The 15,780-nt window shown below is 49.3% G+C and carries 13 protein-coding genes; 4 read left to right on the forward strand and 9 right to left on the reverse strand.

Translation table 11 applies throughout. From position 1 onward, the window contains the following. Positions 1–96: 96 nt before the first annotated feature. From cysG to FXF61_RS08170, 6 genes are all read right to left on the reverse strand, one after another. Entirely contained in the window at positions 97–1,482 is a 1,386-nt protein-coding gene (gene cysG / locus FXF61_RS08145) for a siroheme synthase CysG (RefSeq protein WP_151186045.1), read from the reverse strand. Positions 1,483–1,901: 419 nt separating this feature from the next. Next, positions 1,902–3,182, reverse strand: a complete 1,281-nt coding sequence (gene serS / locus FXF61_RS08150) for a serine--tRNA ligase (protein WP_151184796.1) — start codon at positions 3,180–3,182, stop codon at positions 1,902–1,904. A gap of 14 nt (positions 3,183–3,196) precedes the next feature. Then, positions 3,197–3,571: a fluoride efflux transporter CrcB gene (gene crcB / locus FXF61_RS08155; protein ID WP_151184797.1), complete on the reverse strand. Its 375-nt coding sequence runs from the start codon at positions 3,569–3,571 to the stop codon at positions 3,197–3,199. Next, entirely contained in the window at positions 3,568–4,899 is a 1,332-nt protein-coding gene (locus FXF61_RS08160; protein WP_151184798.1) for a replication-associated recombination protein A, read from the reverse strand. Before FXF61_RS08160 ends, crcB begins: the two co-directional genes overlap by 4 nt. Before the next feature lie 2 nt (positions 4,900–4,901). Beyond that, entirely contained in the window at positions 4,902–5,504 is a 603-nt protein-coding gene (gene lolA, locus FXF61_RS08165) for an outer membrane lipoprotein chaperone LolA (protein ID WP_151186046.1), read from the reverse strand. Between the two features lie 190 nt (positions 5,505–5,694). Next, on the reverse strand, positions 5,695–8,073 hold the full coding sequence (locus tag FXF61_RS08170) for a DNA translocase FtsK (protein ID WP_151184799.1): 2,379 nt from the start codon (positions 8,071–8,073) through the stop codon (positions 5,695–5,697). Positions 8,074–8,307: 234 nt separating this feature from the next. Between FXF61_RS08170 and aat the strand changes: the two genes are divergently transcribed. The 3 genes from aat (at position 8,308) to infA (ending at position 10,089) form a co-directional block, all read left to right on the forward strand. Beyond that, positions 8,308–9,018 carry a leucyl/phenylalanyl-tRNA--protein transferase gene (aat, locus tag FXF61_RS08175; RefSeq protein WP_151184800.1) on the forward strand — a complete coding sequence of 237 codons (711 nt, stop codon included), beginning with the start codon at positions 8,308–8,310 and terminating at the stop codon, positions 9,016–9,018. Beyond that, complete coding sequence (locus FXF61_RS08180; protein WP_151184801.1) at positions 9,015–9,731, forward strand: arginyltransferase; 717 nt, start codon at positions 9,015–9,017, stop codon at positions 9,729–9,731. The genes aat and FXF61_RS08180 overlap by 4 nt, the downstream gene beginning before the upstream one ends. A 139-nt stretch (positions 9,732–9,870) precedes the next feature. Continuing rightward, positions 9,871–10,089: a translation initiation factor IF-1 gene (gene infA, locus FXF61_RS08185; RefSeq protein WP_022965546.1), complete on the forward strand. Its 219-nt coding sequence runs from the start codon at positions 9,871–9,873 to the stop codon at positions 10,087–10,089. Between the two features lie 305 nt (positions 10,090–10,394). Here infA and FXF61_RS08190 read toward each other — a convergent pair whose 3' ends face one another. Next, complete coding sequence (locus FXF61_RS08190; protein ID WP_151184802.1) at positions 10,395–12,545, reverse strand: TonB-dependent copper receptor; 2,151 nt, start codon at positions 12,543–12,545, stop codon at positions 10,395–10,397. Between the two features lie 53 nt (positions 12,546–12,598). Beyond that, positions 12,599–13,162 carry a DUF2946 family protein gene (locus tag FXF61_RS08195; RefSeq protein WP_256663391.1) on the reverse strand — a complete coding sequence of 188 codons (564 nt, stop codon included), beginning with the start codon at positions 13,160–13,162 and terminating at the stop codon, positions 12,599–12,601. Positions 13,163–13,434: 272 nt separating this feature from the next. Between FXF61_RS08195 and leuA the strand changes: the two genes are divergently transcribed. After that, the gene (gene leuA, locus FXF61_RS08200; RefSeq protein ID WP_151184803.1) at positions 13,435–15,111 is read left to right on the forward strand and encodes a 2-isopropylmalate synthase; all 1,677 of its coding nucleotides are present in this window, start codon (positions 13,435–13,437) and stop codon (positions 15,109–15,111) included. An 88-nt stretch (positions 15,112–15,199) separates the two neighbouring features. Here the strand turns inward: leuA and grxD are convergent, their stop codons facing one another. Continuing rightward, complete coding sequence (grxD, locus tag FXF61_RS08205) at positions 15,200–15,538, reverse strand: Grx4 family monothiol glutaredoxin (RefSeq protein ID WP_151186048.1); 339 nt, start codon at positions 15,536–15,538, stop codon at positions 15,200–15,202. Between the last annotated feature and the right edge of the window lie 242 nt (positions 15,539–15,780).

A 15,780-nucleotide genomic window follows, 5' to 3' on the forward strand; every position in this document is an offset into this window, starting at 1 on the left:
TTGCTTTAAAAGCGCCATGCTACAAAACCGAAAACCACACCAATGATCAACGCGTACCGTACTGCAGGCGCAAATAATAGCCGAAGTATTTGAAAGCTAGCGTGCGCCAGCAAACCAATTCAACTTCTCACGCAAGGCCACCACTTCTCCAACAATAATCAAACTCGGGCTCTGCACAGCAAAGTCACTGACCTGTTGCTGAATGGTTTCCAAAGTACCAGTAAACACCCGCTGCTTAGCAGTTGTGCCATTCTCAACCAAAGCAATCGGCGTCTGTGCCGCACGGCCATGCGCAATCAGCTGCTGACAAATATCTGGCAAACAGCCCAACCCCATATAAAACACCACAGTTTGTGTTGACGACACCAGCTCATTCCACGGCAAATCCAACACACCATCTTTTGGATGCCCCGTAATGAAACGCACCGACTGTGCATAATCACGATGCGTTAAAGGAATACCGGCATAAGCCGAACAACCCGACGCCGCGGTAATACCAGGCACCACCTGAAAAGGAACACACTGCGCGGCCAGCTCTTCAATTTCCTCGCCACCGCGGCCGAAAATAAACGGATCACCGCCCTTCAGGCGCACCACGCGCTTACCTTGCTGCGCCAGTTCAACCAGTTTTTGATTGATTTGATCTTGCGGCACGCTGTGATTTGACGCTTGCTTACCAACATAAAGACGATCCGCATCACGTCGGCACAACTCTAAAATGGCCGGAGCCACCAAACGGTCATACAGCACCACATCGGCTTGTTGCATTAAGCGTAACGCTTTAAAGGTCAGCAAATCTGGATCACCGGGGCCAGCACCAACCAAATACACTTCACCCACCACTTGATTTTGCGCACCACTGATTTTCTCTGTCAGCAGCTGCTCAGCCTCTTGATCACGCCCTGCAAAGACATGCTCAGCCACCTGCCCTTGAAAAACATCTTCCCAGAACGCTCGACGTGGCTGTACATGTGGCAATAACGTTTTCACTTGATCACGAAACTGTGCCGCAAGGCCTGCAAGACGGCCATAACTGGCCGGTAGCCAGGTTTCGATTTTAGCTCGCGCTAAGCGCGCCAGTACCGGTGCATGCCCTGCAGTCGACACGGCAATAATCAGGGGTGAGCGGTCAACAATCGCGGGGAAAATAATACTGGATAATTCTGGCACACCCACTGCATAGACAGGAATACCTTGCGCTTGGGCTTGCTGAGCAATACTTACATTCAACTCTGGTTGATCAGTAGTGGCCAACACCAAGCAGCTGCCTTGCATATCGCTGTGCAGATACTCTCTGAGTAGACACTGCCCGTGCTTGGCGGCAACCAGTGTTTGCAATTCATCACTGATAAAAGGTGCAATCACGCGCAGTGTCGCACCTGTTTCCAGCAGTAAGCGCGCCTTGCGCAAGGCCATTTCGCCACCGCCAACCAGCAGCACATCGCGCCCTTGTACTTTATGAAATAACGGCAGGTAATCCATAACAATTCCTTTAGGCAAGCGTTTGTGGGACATAGCGCTGTGCTACGCTTGGACGCTGAATAACAACAGCAGAGGGAGTCTTTATAAGTCGAGCGCTACATAGCTTGCATTGTTTGCAATCAAGCGCGCGCAATAGAAACGATTTAAAGCAGAATCCTGTGTCTACAGATTGCTAGGCAACAACTATCAAACCATCACCTAGCAATCCTAGGGAAGCACTGAATAATGTTGGCGAGGCAGTCAGGGCTAGGCGCAACGAACAACGGGAGTAACAGCCAAAGGCTGGCCCGAAGGGCGAGCGCTAGCGAGTCAAATCGGCGAAAAAACGCAGTTTACACATAGTAAATGAGCATTTTGAGCCGTTTATTAACACCACCCTGACAACGCAGGTAATTATTCAGCGTTTCCCTAGAGTACTTTTAACGAATAACTTCAATACCAGCCATATACGGACGCAACACTTCAGGCACAGTGATACTGCCATCAGCCTGCTGGTTGTTTTCAATAACTGCAACCAAGGTGCGACCTACCGCCAGACCTGAGCCATTAAGGGTATGCACCAGCTCTGTTTTACCCGTCTCTGGATTGCGGAAGCGGGTCTGCATACGGCGTGCTTGGAAATCGGTGCAGTTTGAGCACGAAGAAATCTCGCGGTATTTTTCTTGGCTTGGCACCCAGACTTCTAAGTCATAGGTTTTACTGGCACCAAACCCCATATCGCCGGTGCACAACGCCATCACACGGTAGGGCAGCTCCAATGCTTGCAAGACTTTTTCCGCATGGCCGGTCAACTCTTCCAACGCGGCAGCCGAGGTTGCCGGATCAACAATCTGTACCAACTCAACTTTATCAAACTGGTGCTGACGGATCATGCCGCGTGTATCACGCCCTGAGGCACCCGCTTCACTACGAAAACACGGACTGTGCGCAACCATTTTAATCGGCAGTTGCGCCACATCTAAAATCTCACCAGCCACAGTATTGGTCAGTGACACTTCAGCGGTTGGGATCAAATACAGCGGCGCTTGCTCTTCGCGCTCAACACGAAATAAGTCTTCAGAAAATTTAGGTAACTGCCCGGTGCCTTGCAACGCAGAGGCTTGCACTAAATACGGCGTATACATTTCTTGATAGCCATGCTCAGCAGTATGCAAATCGAGCATATACTGCGCCAGCGCACGGTGCAGACGGGCAATACCGCCGCGCATCACTGCAAAGCGCGCACCGGATAATTTAGAAGCGGCTTCAAAATCCAAACCCTTGATAGTCTCACCCAGCAGCACGTGATCTTGCACTGGGAAATCAAAGGTGCGCGGTGTGCCCCAGCTGCGCACTTCAACGTTGTCGTCTTCACTGGCACCCTGCGGCACAGATGCATCTGGCAGGTTGGGGATGTTCAAAGCGATCGCATCCAGCTCAGCCTGAATACCTTCCAACTCGCGCTTACCGGCTTCCAGCTCACCGCCCAATTGATCCACTTGCGCTAACAAGGGGGCAATATCTTCGCCGCGGGCTTTGGCTTGACCAATCGATTTAGAACGGCTGTTACGCTCAGCCTGCAACTGCTCAGTGCGCGTTTGTACAGCTTTGCGTTGCGCCTCCAAAGCTTCTAAACCAGCTACATCCAAAACAAAACCGCGTACCGCTAGGCGCTCAGCCATGTCTTGTGGTTGTGTGCGTAACAATCTTGAATCAAGCATAAGGGTATCCGTTCTTACAGAGAAAATTTAATCAGCGTCATACCCAGCCAAGTGGCTAATAAGCCCCCAGCCAAGGTGACGCCCATATAAAGCAAAGCCTGTAGCGACTGGCCATCATTCATCAAGCGCAGCGCATCCAGAGAAAATGTAGAAAAAGTGGTGAAACCGCCTAAAAAACCAGTCATTAACAGTACACGCGTGAGATCTGACACCTCAGGGCGCAAAGCAAACCAAGCAAAAGCACAGCCTATTAAAAAACTGCCGACGATATTAACCAAAACAGTGGCAATGTACAGATGCAGCGGCCAAATAGACGCCACTGCTACACCGGCAAAATAGCGCAGTACACTGCCTATTGCACCCCCTAAAGCCACCATCAGAACAGTCATGCTTGCGGCGCTCGGCGTTGACGCGTGCTGCGTTGATCTAGGCTTTTTAAATGCTGAAGTTTTTCACCAATCTTGATTTCTAAGCCACGCGCTGGGGGCTGATAATAGTGTCGTGGCGCTAAGTCTGCAGGAAAATAATCCTCACCAGCTGCGTAAGCATCCGGCTCATCATGCGCGTAGCGGTATTCATCACCATGGCCTAACTGCTTCATCAGTTTGCTCGGTGCATTGCGCAAATGCATCGGTACTTCTAGCGAACCAAAGCTTTGTGCGTCGAGACGCGCGGCTTTATAGGCCATATACACCGCATTGCTTTTTGGTGCGCAGGCTAAATACGTAATGGCTTGCGCCACCGCCAACTCCCCTTCTGGACTGCCCAAACGCTCTTGCACATCCCACGCCGACAAACACAAGGTCAGCGCACGCGGGTCAGCATTACCAATGTCTTCACTGGCCATACGCACCACGCGGCGGGCGATATACAGCGGATCACAGCCACCATCAAGCATGCGCGTGTACCAGTACAAAGCTGCATCAGGGTTAGAGCCGCGCACCGACTTGTGTAACGCAGATATCTGGTCGTAAAAAGCTTCACCGCCTTTATCAAAACGGCGCATGCTATCGCCGAGGATATTACCCAGCAAAGCAACATCAATGCAGTCGCCGTCTTCCAACAAATCAGCCGCGTTTTCCAGCAGATTAAGCAAACGCCGGCCATCACCATCAGCCGCGCGGATCAATAACTCTTGCGCCTCGGGATCAATACTTACTGAGCGCTCAGCTAGACCGCGCGGATCACTTAAAGCGCGCGCCAACAGCAGCTGTAACGCTGCATCATCCAAGCTTTTCAGAACATAAACGCGAGCCCGCGAGAGCAACGCATTATTGAGTTCAAAGGATGGGTTTTCTGTGGTGGCACCAATAAAAATAAAGGTGCCGTCTTCAACATAGGGCAAAAACGCGTCTTGTTGGCCTTTATTAAAGCGGTGCACTTCATCGACAAATAAGATCGTGCGGCGGCTGTACTGCGCCGCTTGCTGTTTAGCGTCTTGCACTGCTTCACGGATTTCTTTGACTCCTGACAATACCGCCGACAGGGTTATAAAGTGCGCATCGCTAACCTGCGCCAGCAAACGTGCCAAGGTGGTTTTACCCACACCCGGTGGCCCCCAAAAAATCATTGAGTGCAAGGCGCCTTGCTGCAAAGCTTCACGCAGCGGTTTGCCCACCGCTAAAATATGCTGCTGACCAACATACTCATCCAAGGTGCTGGCACGCAAACGCGCGGCCAGCGGCTGAGCGATCGGCTCGCTGCTAAATAAACCCACAGTTACAGACCGTCCTCAATCACATCAACGCCCGCTGGTGCTTCAAACACAAACTGAGCGGCATCAATCGGCTCATTGACTTGCACATCCATAAACAAAATATTGGTGCGCTGACCCACAGCATCAAGTAATTGCATGTCATTAATCACGCCATTGCGAAAAGACAAACGCAACGTATCAAACAAGGTGTCTTTGGCGGTGGGGGTTAAAATAAAATCAATCACCGGGCCACCCTCAGTATAGGTGATGGTGAAGTTTTCACTGATTTTCGAGACATCGCCAGACAGCAGCAAAGCGGGCGTATGAGTCAAGCGTTGATCCATTTTCTGCACAGTCACTTGCATCAGGTCCGGATCATACAGCCAGACTTTTTCGCCGTTAGACACCAGTAACTGCTCAAGCGGTGGATCAGTATGCCAGCGCAATAAGCCGGGGCGCTGCAAAACCATTTGCCCTGAGGCTTCTTGTAACTGTGTGCCAGTCGAATCCAACGTCAATTGTGAAAAATGACCGCTGATGGTTTGCGTAGAACTGAGCAAGTCACTGAGCTTAGTTACCGCCTGTTGCTGTTCAGTGTTCTCGGCGTATACCACTTGCACAGGCATCAGCACTGCACCGCTAATCAGCACACTACCAAGCAATCCGAGCAAGCCTTTGTACATTGTGCGCATAGTTTATCTCTTATTAATAAAGGGTAAAGAAAGCGCTGAATAATTACCTAGGTTGTCAGAGCAACATTATTCAGTGCCTCCTGAAATTTAAGCCGCATAGCATTACTACTCAGGCCCTTAACGTTTAATCACGAATCGGTGGCGGTGCCAGCACCTCACGCGAACCATTATGCGCTGCCGCAGACACTACGCCAGCCATCTCCATCGACTCGACCATACGTGCAGCACGGTTGTAACCTACTTTAAATTTGCGCTGCACAGACGAAATTGAAGCTCTACGTGACTCAGTGACAAAGCGCACGGCTTCATCGTATAACGGATCATCTTCACTGCCGCTGTCACCATCACCGCCATCAAACCCACTGCCTGCTTCTTCAACACCGGCCAGTATTTCTTCAATATAATTCGGTGCGCCGCGTGCTTTCCACGCATCAACCACGCGATGCACTTCATCATCGGAAACAAAAGCGCCGTGCACACGAATTGGCAAACTGGTGCCAGGTGGTAGATACAGCATGTCACCATGGCCTAACAACTGCTCAGCACCGCCCTGATCAAGAATGGTGCGCGAATCAATTTTACTCGACACTTGGAAAGCAATACGTGTTGGAATATTGGCTTTAATCAGACCGGTAATCACATCCACTGACGGGCGCTGCGTCGCTAGAATCAAATGAATCCCCGCCGCCCGTGCTTTCTGCGCAATACGCGCAATCAATTCTTCAACTTTTTTACCGACCACCATAATCATGTCGGCAAACTCATCCACGACGACAATAATCGTGGGTAGTTTTTCGAGAAGCGGCACTTCATCGTCCATGCTTTCGCGTTTAAACAGTGGATCTTCGAGTGGCGTACCCGCCTCTCTGGCTTCTTTAATTTTGCGGTTGTAACTGGCCAAATTGCGCACGCCCATAGCTGACAACAGCTTATAACGCCGCTCCATTTCAGCCACACACCAGCGCAAGGAATTGGCAGCCTCTTTCATATCGGTGACAACCGGGCACAATAAATGCGGAATGCCTTCGTAAATCGACAATTCCAGCATTTTTGGATCAATCATTATCAGACGCACTTCTTCCGGTGTTGATTTGAACAACACCGATAAAATCATTGCGTTAACGCCCACCGACTTACCAGAGCCTGTGGTACCCGCCACCAACAAGTGTGGCATTTTTGCCAGATCGGCAATCACTGCCTGCCCACCAATATCATGGCCGAGGGCAATGGTCACCACAGATTTAGCCTCTTCATACTCTGATGTTTCCAGCACTTCTGAGAAGCGTACAATCTGCCGATCTTCATTGGGTATCTCGATACCCACAGTGGTTTTTCCAGGAATCACTTCCACCACGCGCACACTGATCATCGCCAGCGAGCGGGCTAAATCTTTGGCTAAATTAGTAATGCGACTGACTTTAACGCCAGGTGCGAGCTGGATCTCAAAACGCGTGACCACGGGGCCTGGGTGCACTGACTCAACTTCAACTTCGACGCCGAACTCTTTAAGCTTTACTTCTAATAAACGCGAGAGTGCTTGCAGGGATTGCTCAGAATAGCTGGGCTTTTTCTTTTCTGCTTTATCCAGCAAAGCCAAGGGCGGCAAGGTGCCTTCTAAGGCACTGTCAATCACCAACGGCGCTTTTTTTGCAGCAGGCGTGCGGAGCGCAGCTGTCGGTTGCGGGCGTGGTGCGTTAATCACCGGCTCGCGGCGGCCCTGTTTATTGTCAGTGTCCTGACTTGCTACTGCAGCAACTGCAACTGAGCGAGGGCGCGTGCGCACTGACTCAGCGTTTACCTCTACTGCTGCAGCGAGACCTTCTTCACGCAAGGTACGCTGTTCATCTTTGCGCTCCTGAATCTCACCAAAGATACTTTGCAACCAAGCTTTAACCCACTCGACTAAGTGCAAAGTCAGACCACCAATGCCTTCCATAATTTTGAACCAAGACAAATTGGCATATACGGTCAGACCAAACAAAAAGCACGCTAACAAAAATAAAGTGGCACCCTCAATATTGAGCGCTGCAGTTAAGCTATCGCCAAGCAGCGTGCCCAGAATATTGAAGTTTTTCGGAACTGTTTCGGGTAATGGAAAGTGGATATACGCTAACGCTGAGCCTGCACACAATAGGAAAATAAAGCCGCTGGTACGCAAAGCAAACAACCAGCCATTCCAAATAAATGATTGGTAGCGGTTTTGAAAAACCAGCACCGTTTTTAGCATCAACACCAAAGGAAACAACCAAGCAAAATAGCCCAACAGACTAAACAGTATGTCAGCAATCCACGCACCAATATGACCGCCAGCATTACTCACGACATCCGCTTGCCCGATGCTATTAGAAAAGCTCGAGTCAGTGACATCAAAGGTTATGAGCACCATCCATAAATAAATACAAAGTACAGCCAAAAGAATCAGCACGCCTTCTTTAAGACGTAACTGAGCCTGCTGCTGCCAAGTCAATTTTTTAGAAGATTGCAAGTGTGTTGTGTCGTTCAAAAAAGCGTCCTGCGCGGCCTTGACAGAACAAGGCTCATCAAAAAATAATCACAAAAACGTTTAGCAACGCGCCATTGTACGGATTTAAGCAGGTTATTTCATCTTTACCCGCAAGCATTGAGTTGCTCTGGATCTGTGCATGTAATTTTCACCAATATGGCTTATCTTACAGCATAGCTACCCACTATATTTACTGTGCGCGCCTAACTCTCGCGCACTCTGCTAAGGCTTATTATGCTGACCTGGCTTGACCGCACCTCTCTTAAATTTCCAGCCCTGAATAAGGCGCTGCGTGAACCCAACGGGCTCTTAGCTGCCGGAGGCGATTTATCTGCTGCACGCTTAATTGCAGCGTACCGCCACGGCTGTTTTCCTTGGTATCAAGACGGGCAACCCTTGCTTTGGTGGTCACCTGATCCGCGTACAGTATTGCTGCCTGATAACCTGCATATTTCCCGCAGTTTGCGCAAAGTTCTGCGTAGCGATCTATTCACCGTCACCTTTGACCGCAGTTTTAGCCAAGTGATCCATGCTTGTGCCGAACCACGCCATGACGAGCACGGCACTTGGATTACCAGCGCGATGCAAGCCGCCTATTTTGACTTGCACAAACAAGGTTACGCCCATTCTGTTGAAGTATGGCATGACGATCAATTGGTTGGCGGTTTATACGGAATCGCCATCGGTCAGCTGTTTTTTGGTGAATCCATGTTCAGCCGCATGAGCAACGCATCAAAAGTTGGCTTTGTGACACTGGTCAGCGCCCTAAAAGCAGCTGGCTTTGTGCTAATTGACTGCCAAATGCCCACCACACACTTGCTCAACTTCGGCGCGCAGAGCATCAGTCGTGAGCGTTTCTCCGAGTATTTAAGCGACCATTTGGACAGTGCCAATAGCATGCAATGGTCAACACAGCCTCTAATAACAAGTACTCTTACCACATGAAAAGCATACAACTGTACCTTGGCCAAGAACACGACTGCAGTTACTTGAGCGAGCGACGCGCGGGCTCAATCCTGATTGACCCAGAAGAAGAAGTGACCAGCAGCTTATACAGCCAACTGATAGAGCAAGGCTTTCGTCGCAGCGCAGCACATGTCTATCGCCCTCACTGCCAGGGCTGCAACGCTTGTATATCAGTGCGTATTCCTGTGCAGACTTTTAAAGCCACTCGCGCACAAAATAAAATTATCCGTCGCAATCAAGACATCAATGTGCGCGCAGTCAGCAGTCAATTTCGCGCAGAGCATTACGCGCTCTATCAGCGTTATATTGAGCAACGCCATAGCGATGGTGACATGTACCCGCCCTCAGTCGAGCAATATCAAGGTTTCTTAAACACTGAATTAGAATTTGCGCGTTTTTATGAGTTTCGCTTAGATGAACAACTCCTAGCCGTCGCGGTGACTGACGTGCTGGCTTACGGCCTATCGGCCATGTACACATTTTACGAACCTGAAGATACACGGCGCAGCCTTGGTCATTACGCGATTTTATGGCAAATCCAAGAAAGCCTACGCCTAGATTTACCCTATGTGTACCTTGGCTATTGGGTTAAAGACTGTAAAAAAATGAATTATAAAACCCAATATCAACCGCTAGAAGGCTTTATTAATCAACACTGGCAACCCTTACCTGCTGAATTGATTTATAATTAATGAGTATTTTGTAGTTAAGACAATCACCGCAACGGGATATTTGGCCTTTTGCAGCGTAATACGGCATAATAGCCGCCGCTTTTGCCTGATCGCATTTTGAGCGTCAGGTCTTTTATTTGTATTTTGAGGGTTATACTGCATGTCGAAAGAAGACAGCTTCGAAATGGAAGGCACTGTCGTCGACACCCTGCCTAACACCATGTTTCGTGTGGAGTTAGAAAACGGGCACGTCGTTACTGCGCATATCTCTGGGAAAATGCGTAAAAACTATATTCGCATTTTAACTGGCGATAAAGTTCGTGTTGAAATCACGCCTTATGACTTAAGCAAGGGCCGCATTACTTACCGCGCCCGCTGATTCATAAACTGCTGCGTTACAGACTTAAATACGGTACAAGCCTCGCGTTTGTGCCGTTTTTTTGTTTATTTTTCTTTATTATCAAGCGCTCGTTATCAATCGCTAAAATCCAAAAAGGGCTTGAAGCAGACGTGTCCAGCGCCGGCTTAAGCCCTTTTCTTTTACTTGCCACAAGATCAGTGGGCGATTGAACTGAGCACAAACAATGCTGCCAGTACATCCCTATACCACTGTGTGCGCATCAGTCGTTAGCACAAACTGCCTTGCAGCGCTGACCAACGCTGGGCGTTGATCAGCTGTCGCACTTAGAAGCTCATATCGACTCGCGTCCACCAGGTGCGGCCCGGCTCATTAACGCGTGTTGGGTTATCATCAAAGCCAAAGTCTGGGCTACCAGCAAGGTTTAAGTGTTCGCTGTATTTTTTGTCAAACAGGTTGTCCACACCTGCGCTGACTTTCCAGCTTTTGCTTAAACGGTAGGCACTGTTGAGCGAGAACACACCAAAACCAGAGCTTGGACCGAAGTCTTTACCAATCACGTTACCACGACCTTCATCGGTACGATTTTGCGCGGCAACCACGCGCCATAAGGCTGCGCTACTGAAATCACCCTGCTCATAACTCAAGCCAAAGCGCGCTTCCAATGGTGGGATTTGCGGCATAGCACGACCATCAGAGCTGTTCTTGCCATAGGCATAAGCCAAGCTCATATCACCTTTAACATTCGAGGTGAAGTTATAGGCGGCACCGAACTCACCACCCATAATGCGTGCATCGATATTATCGACCTGCGAATTATTACCCGTATGAACAAACATCAAGTAATCACGTACTTGCCCCACATAGGCTGAGGCCCAAGCATCAAGCGGTCCTTGGCTATACTGGATACCAAAATCCACTTGCGTAGTTTTTTCCGGATCGGCGGTAGTAAAAGCTGTGGGCTGATAACTCGTAGGGGGCTTACCTATTGGCATATTACTGGCTGAAAACAACTCCCAATAATCAGGCATACGCTGGGCATGACCTAGACCAATATAAACAGTGGCTGGAATGGCTTGCAGATCGTTCTCATAGCGCACAAAAGCACTCGGCAAGGTTTCAGTTCTGTTCTTATTGGCTGTGGGGTTAGCAAAACAACTTGTACTTGCAGCCGGGCAGGTTGGTATCGCGCGTCGATGCGCTAGATAATCCCTATGATCCTCAACCTTATGGCGATCAAGGCGCAAGCCGCTAATCACTCGGTCGCTATCAGTAAGGGTCCAAGTCAGTTCACCAAAAGCACCCCATTGATTAAATTCAGCATCCTTAGCCATATTCGAATGCGTCCTCCCCATCATAGGTGAGCTACCCGTACGAGCACGCAATCGGTGCTCACTGGTTTGTCCATCCACACCAGCCACTAACTCAAAAGCATCCCACTGCCAGGTGCCTTTAATGCGACCGCCCAAAGTACGAGTATCCACTTGAGTTGCCATTGCCGGCTTTGTGATGCTACGCAGCTTGTAGTTGTCCATAATATGGTCAGCGTAGTTGTAATACAGCTGCGCTTCTAAAGCGGCCCAAGTATCAGTGATATTTTCCTGCTTAAAGCGTAACGCGACGCTCTCGCGCAAAAACTGAGTACCATCCATACCGCGACCAGCATAGCGAGATTCACCGTCACCACGACCCACTGTTAGCTCTAACAAAGTATCATCGGTTGGTGTCCAGCCCAAAGCGGCCTCAGTGTTCCACTTATTCCAACGTGAAGGTACGCGATCGCCATCACCATCATTGTAGTCATGGGCTTTAGATGCGTTGGCAAGCACGCGCAGGTAACCTTCTTTACTGCCCACTGCACCATCAATGCTGCGATCAAAACGACGATTAGATCCCACTAACAGACTGCCGTTTAGACGGTAATCTGGCTCATCAAAGACTTCAGGCTCACGCTCAAACAATACTGTCGCTGCAGAGCTTCCAGCGCCCCACAACACCGTTTGCGGTCCTTTAATTACCGTTAACTTATCGTAGTTTTCTGGGCTGATATAGGAGCTGGGCGAGTCCATACGATTCGGACAGGCACCCACCATCTCACCACCATTGGTCAGCATTTTTAAACGCGAACCAAACATGCCACGGAATACCGGATCACCGTTGACACCACCGCTACGCATCGCGGAAAAGCCTGGAATGGTTTTTAGATAATCCGCACCATCACTGGCCGGTACGGGTTGGCGTGGAATACGTGGATCAGTCACCACTTTAATCGGAGACTCTTGCGCTACACCGGTAATGACCATAGGCGCTAACTGTGCAGCGTCCTGTTTATCTGCAGCACTAGCCTGCAGCGGCAAGCAAACAGCAAAACCGAGTAAAGCAGCATGCGCCAATGCTAAGCGCTGTGACAACGGCTTAAGCTTAAAGCCATCGTCAAGGCGTGACGGCGCAACGCCTTGAATAGTGTTGGTATACATATTTAGCATCCATCATTCAATTAAATTAAGTGCGGGCGAAAGACCCGCTTGATTTAAGCGAACAAGTGGACAGGTGGAGCGCGTGAATGGCGCAGGCTATGTGCTGCAGGTTGCAGTCGCAGCGGCGCAGGTAAAACAACGAGCCACTGCACCAATGGCGGCACTGGCAGTGCCAGCACAAGGGCTAAAAGCAAAGGCGGACTCAGAGCCAGCAATTCGCAATAGCCACACATTTTTAAATTGGCCAGCCATTGCGGCGTACCTTCAGGTGCACTTTGGTGCCCCATCAGCGCATGGTAATCAACTGCATGCTCAGCGTGTTCAGCATGCGAACTGACGCCGGCAGGCGACAAGGCAAGGTCATGAGCTAGCAGAGCAGTGTGATCATGCTGATCGTGCTGCATTGCAGGATCGGTTGCCGCATCTAAAGAAAGCGTATCAACACGCATTAATGCTTGAGCACCAGAAATAAGCGGGCCGACATGGATCATCAGCATGGCAAACAAGCCAAGCCAAATCGCCATTAAATGATTGCGGCGCTGCCTAATCAATCCCAAATCCTCACTACTGTTCTCATCTACACCTAAGTCAAAAGCATTATTAATGAATGTTCCCACAAATCAGCCTGCATCACGCGCGACACGCTGTCGCAGGAAAATCAAACAAACAATAAAATTGCAAAAAAACCACAAAATCAGCAAAAAAAACCAATTAACAAACTGTTTTTAACACGAATCACTCATTTAAAAACATTGCTTGCAATAAATAACCTCAAAATATAGCTTTATTCATACAGACATGCCGCTAAGCATAACGCACTAAAACAAAACCCTACAAAAAGTATGCAGCAAACCCGTGTTTTATTTTACCGACGATTAAGGACCAGCTCATGACGATGTTGAGTAACCCAGCCACTAAATACCGTGCCTACCCTGTATTAAACTTAACGGATCGCACGTGGCCGAATAACACCATTACTCACCCACCCATTTGGTGTAGCTCAGACCTGCGTGATGGTAACCAGTCACTGATCGAGCCTATGAGCCCTGAAAAAAAACTACGTTTCTTTAAAACCCTTGTGTCCGTTGGTGTTAAGCAAATTGAAGTAGCCTTTCCGTCAGCCTCGCAAACGGATTTTGATTTTGTGCGCTTATTAATTGAAGACGGTCATATCCCCGAAGACACCACCATTCAAGTGCTCACTCAAGCCCGTGAAGACTTGATCGCACGCACCTTCGAGTCATTAAAAGGCGCGCCCAAAGCTATTGTGCACATGTACAACGCTGTCTCTCCTGCGTTTCGCCGTATCGTCTTTAAGCAAGACAAAGAAGGCGTCAAAGCCATTGCGGTGCACGCCGCCGAGCTGTTTAAAAAGTACGCAGCTATGCAGCCGCAAACCGAGTGGACCTTTCAATACTCGCCAGAGACCTTTAGTGCCACAGAAACACCTTTCGCTGTTGAAGTATGCAACGCGGTATTGGACGTGTGGCAGCCCAGCGCTGATAACAAAGTCATATTAAACTTGCCTGCTACTGTCGAAGTCTCCACACCGAATGTTTACGCCGACCAAATTGAATGGTTTGCACGCAATATCAATCATCGTGAGCATGTGATTATCAGTCTGCACACCCACAATGATCGCGGCACTGGCGTCGCGGCCAGTGAGTTGGGCTTATTAGCCGGCGCCGATCGTGTTGAGGGCTGCTTATTTGGCAACGGCGAACGCACGGGTAATGTGGACTTGGTCACTTTGGCCTTAAATATGTACACCCAAGGCGTTAATCCAGAGCTGGATTTTTCCGATATTGATGCGGTACGTAAAGTGGTGGAAGAGTGCAATCAATTACCGGTGCATCCACGTCACCCGTATGCGGGCGACTTAGTGCACACTGCTTTTTCCGGTTCGCACCAAGATGCAATTCGCAAGGGCTTTAGCCAGCATGATAGCCATGGGATTTGGGAGGTGCCTTACTTGCCGATTGATCCGGCCGATATCGGTCGCGACTACGAAGCAGTAATTCGCGTCAACAGCCAGTCAGGCAAAGGTGGCGTAACTTACTTGCTGGAGCAAGAATATGGCATACAGTTGCCGCGCCGTATGCAAATCGAGTTCAGCCAAGTCATCAAAGCAGAAACAGACCGCTCCGGCTTAGAAGTCACAGCAGCACAGATTTATAGCTTGCTTGATGGTGAGTATTTGCAGGCATCAACGCCATACAGGTTACAAAAACACCGCATCCAAGAAGAAGATGGCACCTGTACGCTGACAACTGAAGTGCTAGCCAATGGAACCCTAAACAAATGGAGTGGCTGTGGCAATGGTCCACTTGAGGCACTCGTCGCCAGCTTGCCGGTTGCCGTAGAAATCATGGACTATAATCAACATGCCATCGGCAGCGGCAGTGATGCTCAAGCAGCGGCTTATATTGAATTGCGCTTGCCAGAACAACGCCCTGTATTTGGCGTTGGCATAGACACCAACATCACCACCGCGAGTATTCGTGCACTCTTTAGTGCATTAAATCGCGCTAAAGCCAGCGCCCAACTGCTTAAAGACTCTGCGTAAAGAGGCTGTTGGATCAGCTCAACAAAAAAGCCCCTGTTCATATTTGAACAGGGGCTTTTTTATGTAACGGATTAGCAATCAGCGCTGATTAAGCGTCTGCTTTGGCTGCTACTTTAGCCGCTGCATCTTTAACCATCGTTTGTAACTCACCGCTGTCATGCAGCTCACTGATGATATCGCAACCACCAATCAACTCACCATTGATCCATAGCTGTGGGAATGTTGGCCAGTTGGCATAGGCAGGCAAATTCGCACGAATGTCTGGATTTTGTAAAATATCAACAAAAGCAAACTTCTCACCGCAGGCCATTAGCGCTTGGGTCGCACGTTGTGAAAAGCCACATTGTGGCGCATTTGGTGAACCCTTCATGTACAGCAGAATTGCGTTGTTTTCGATCTGTTCTTTAATTGTTTCGATGATATCCAAAATCCACCTCGACACATATTTTATTCATTACGCCCTCGCATCGCTGGGCACCTGGCGGGTATTCTAGCCTAAAACCTAGCATAGCGCTCTGATTTAGGTTAACTGAAATCAAGCATTTTATTTTACTTGAATATACAGCCTATAACCACGCCTTATAACTGAGCGCAAGACAGTTCAACACCAGCGCATACGCAAGCACTGACAACATTCGCGCGCAGCAGTTTTTCTTTTAGCAGTTTCCA

The organism is Pseudomonas sp. C27(2019), from assembly GCF_008807395.1.
In the GTDB taxonomy this organism is placed as follows: domain Bacteria; phylum Pseudomonadota; class Gammaproteobacteria; order Pseudomonadales; family Pseudomonadaceae; genus Denitrificimonas.

Coding starts and splice junctions, on each gene's coding strand:
- serS (WP_151184796.1), bottom strand. CDS start 3,182: ATGCTTGATTCAAGATTGTTACGCACACAACCACAAGACATGGCTGAG.
- lolA (WP_151186046.1), bottom strand. CDS start 5,504: ATGCCTGTGCAAGTGGTATACGCCGAGAACACTGAACAGCAACAGGCG.
- leuA (WP_151184803.1), top strand. CDS start 13,435: ATGACGATGTTGAGTAACCCAGCCACTAAATACCGTGCCTACCCTGTA.
- aat (WP_151184800.1), top strand. CDS start 8,308: ATGCTGACCTGGCTTGACCGCACCTCTCTTAAATTTCCAGCCCTGAAT.
- infA (WP_022965546.1), top strand. CDS start 9,871: ATGTCGAAAGAAGACAGCTTCGAAATGGAAGGCACTGTCGTCGACACC.
- crcB (WP_151184797.1), bottom strand. CDS start 3,571: ATGACTGTTCTGATGGTGGCTTTAGGGGGTGCAATAGGCAGTGTACTG.
- cysG (WP_151186045.1), bottom strand. CDS start 1,482: ATGGATTACCTGCCGTTATTTCATAAAGTACAAGGGCGCGATGTGCTG.
- FXF61_RS08190 (WP_151184802.1), bottom strand. CDS start 12,545: ATGTATACCAACACTATTCAAGGCGTTGCGCCGTCACGCCTTGACGAT.
- FXF61_RS08180 (WP_151184801.1), top strand. CDS start 9,015: ATGAAAAGCATACAACTGTACCTTGGCCAAGAACACGACTGCAGTTAC.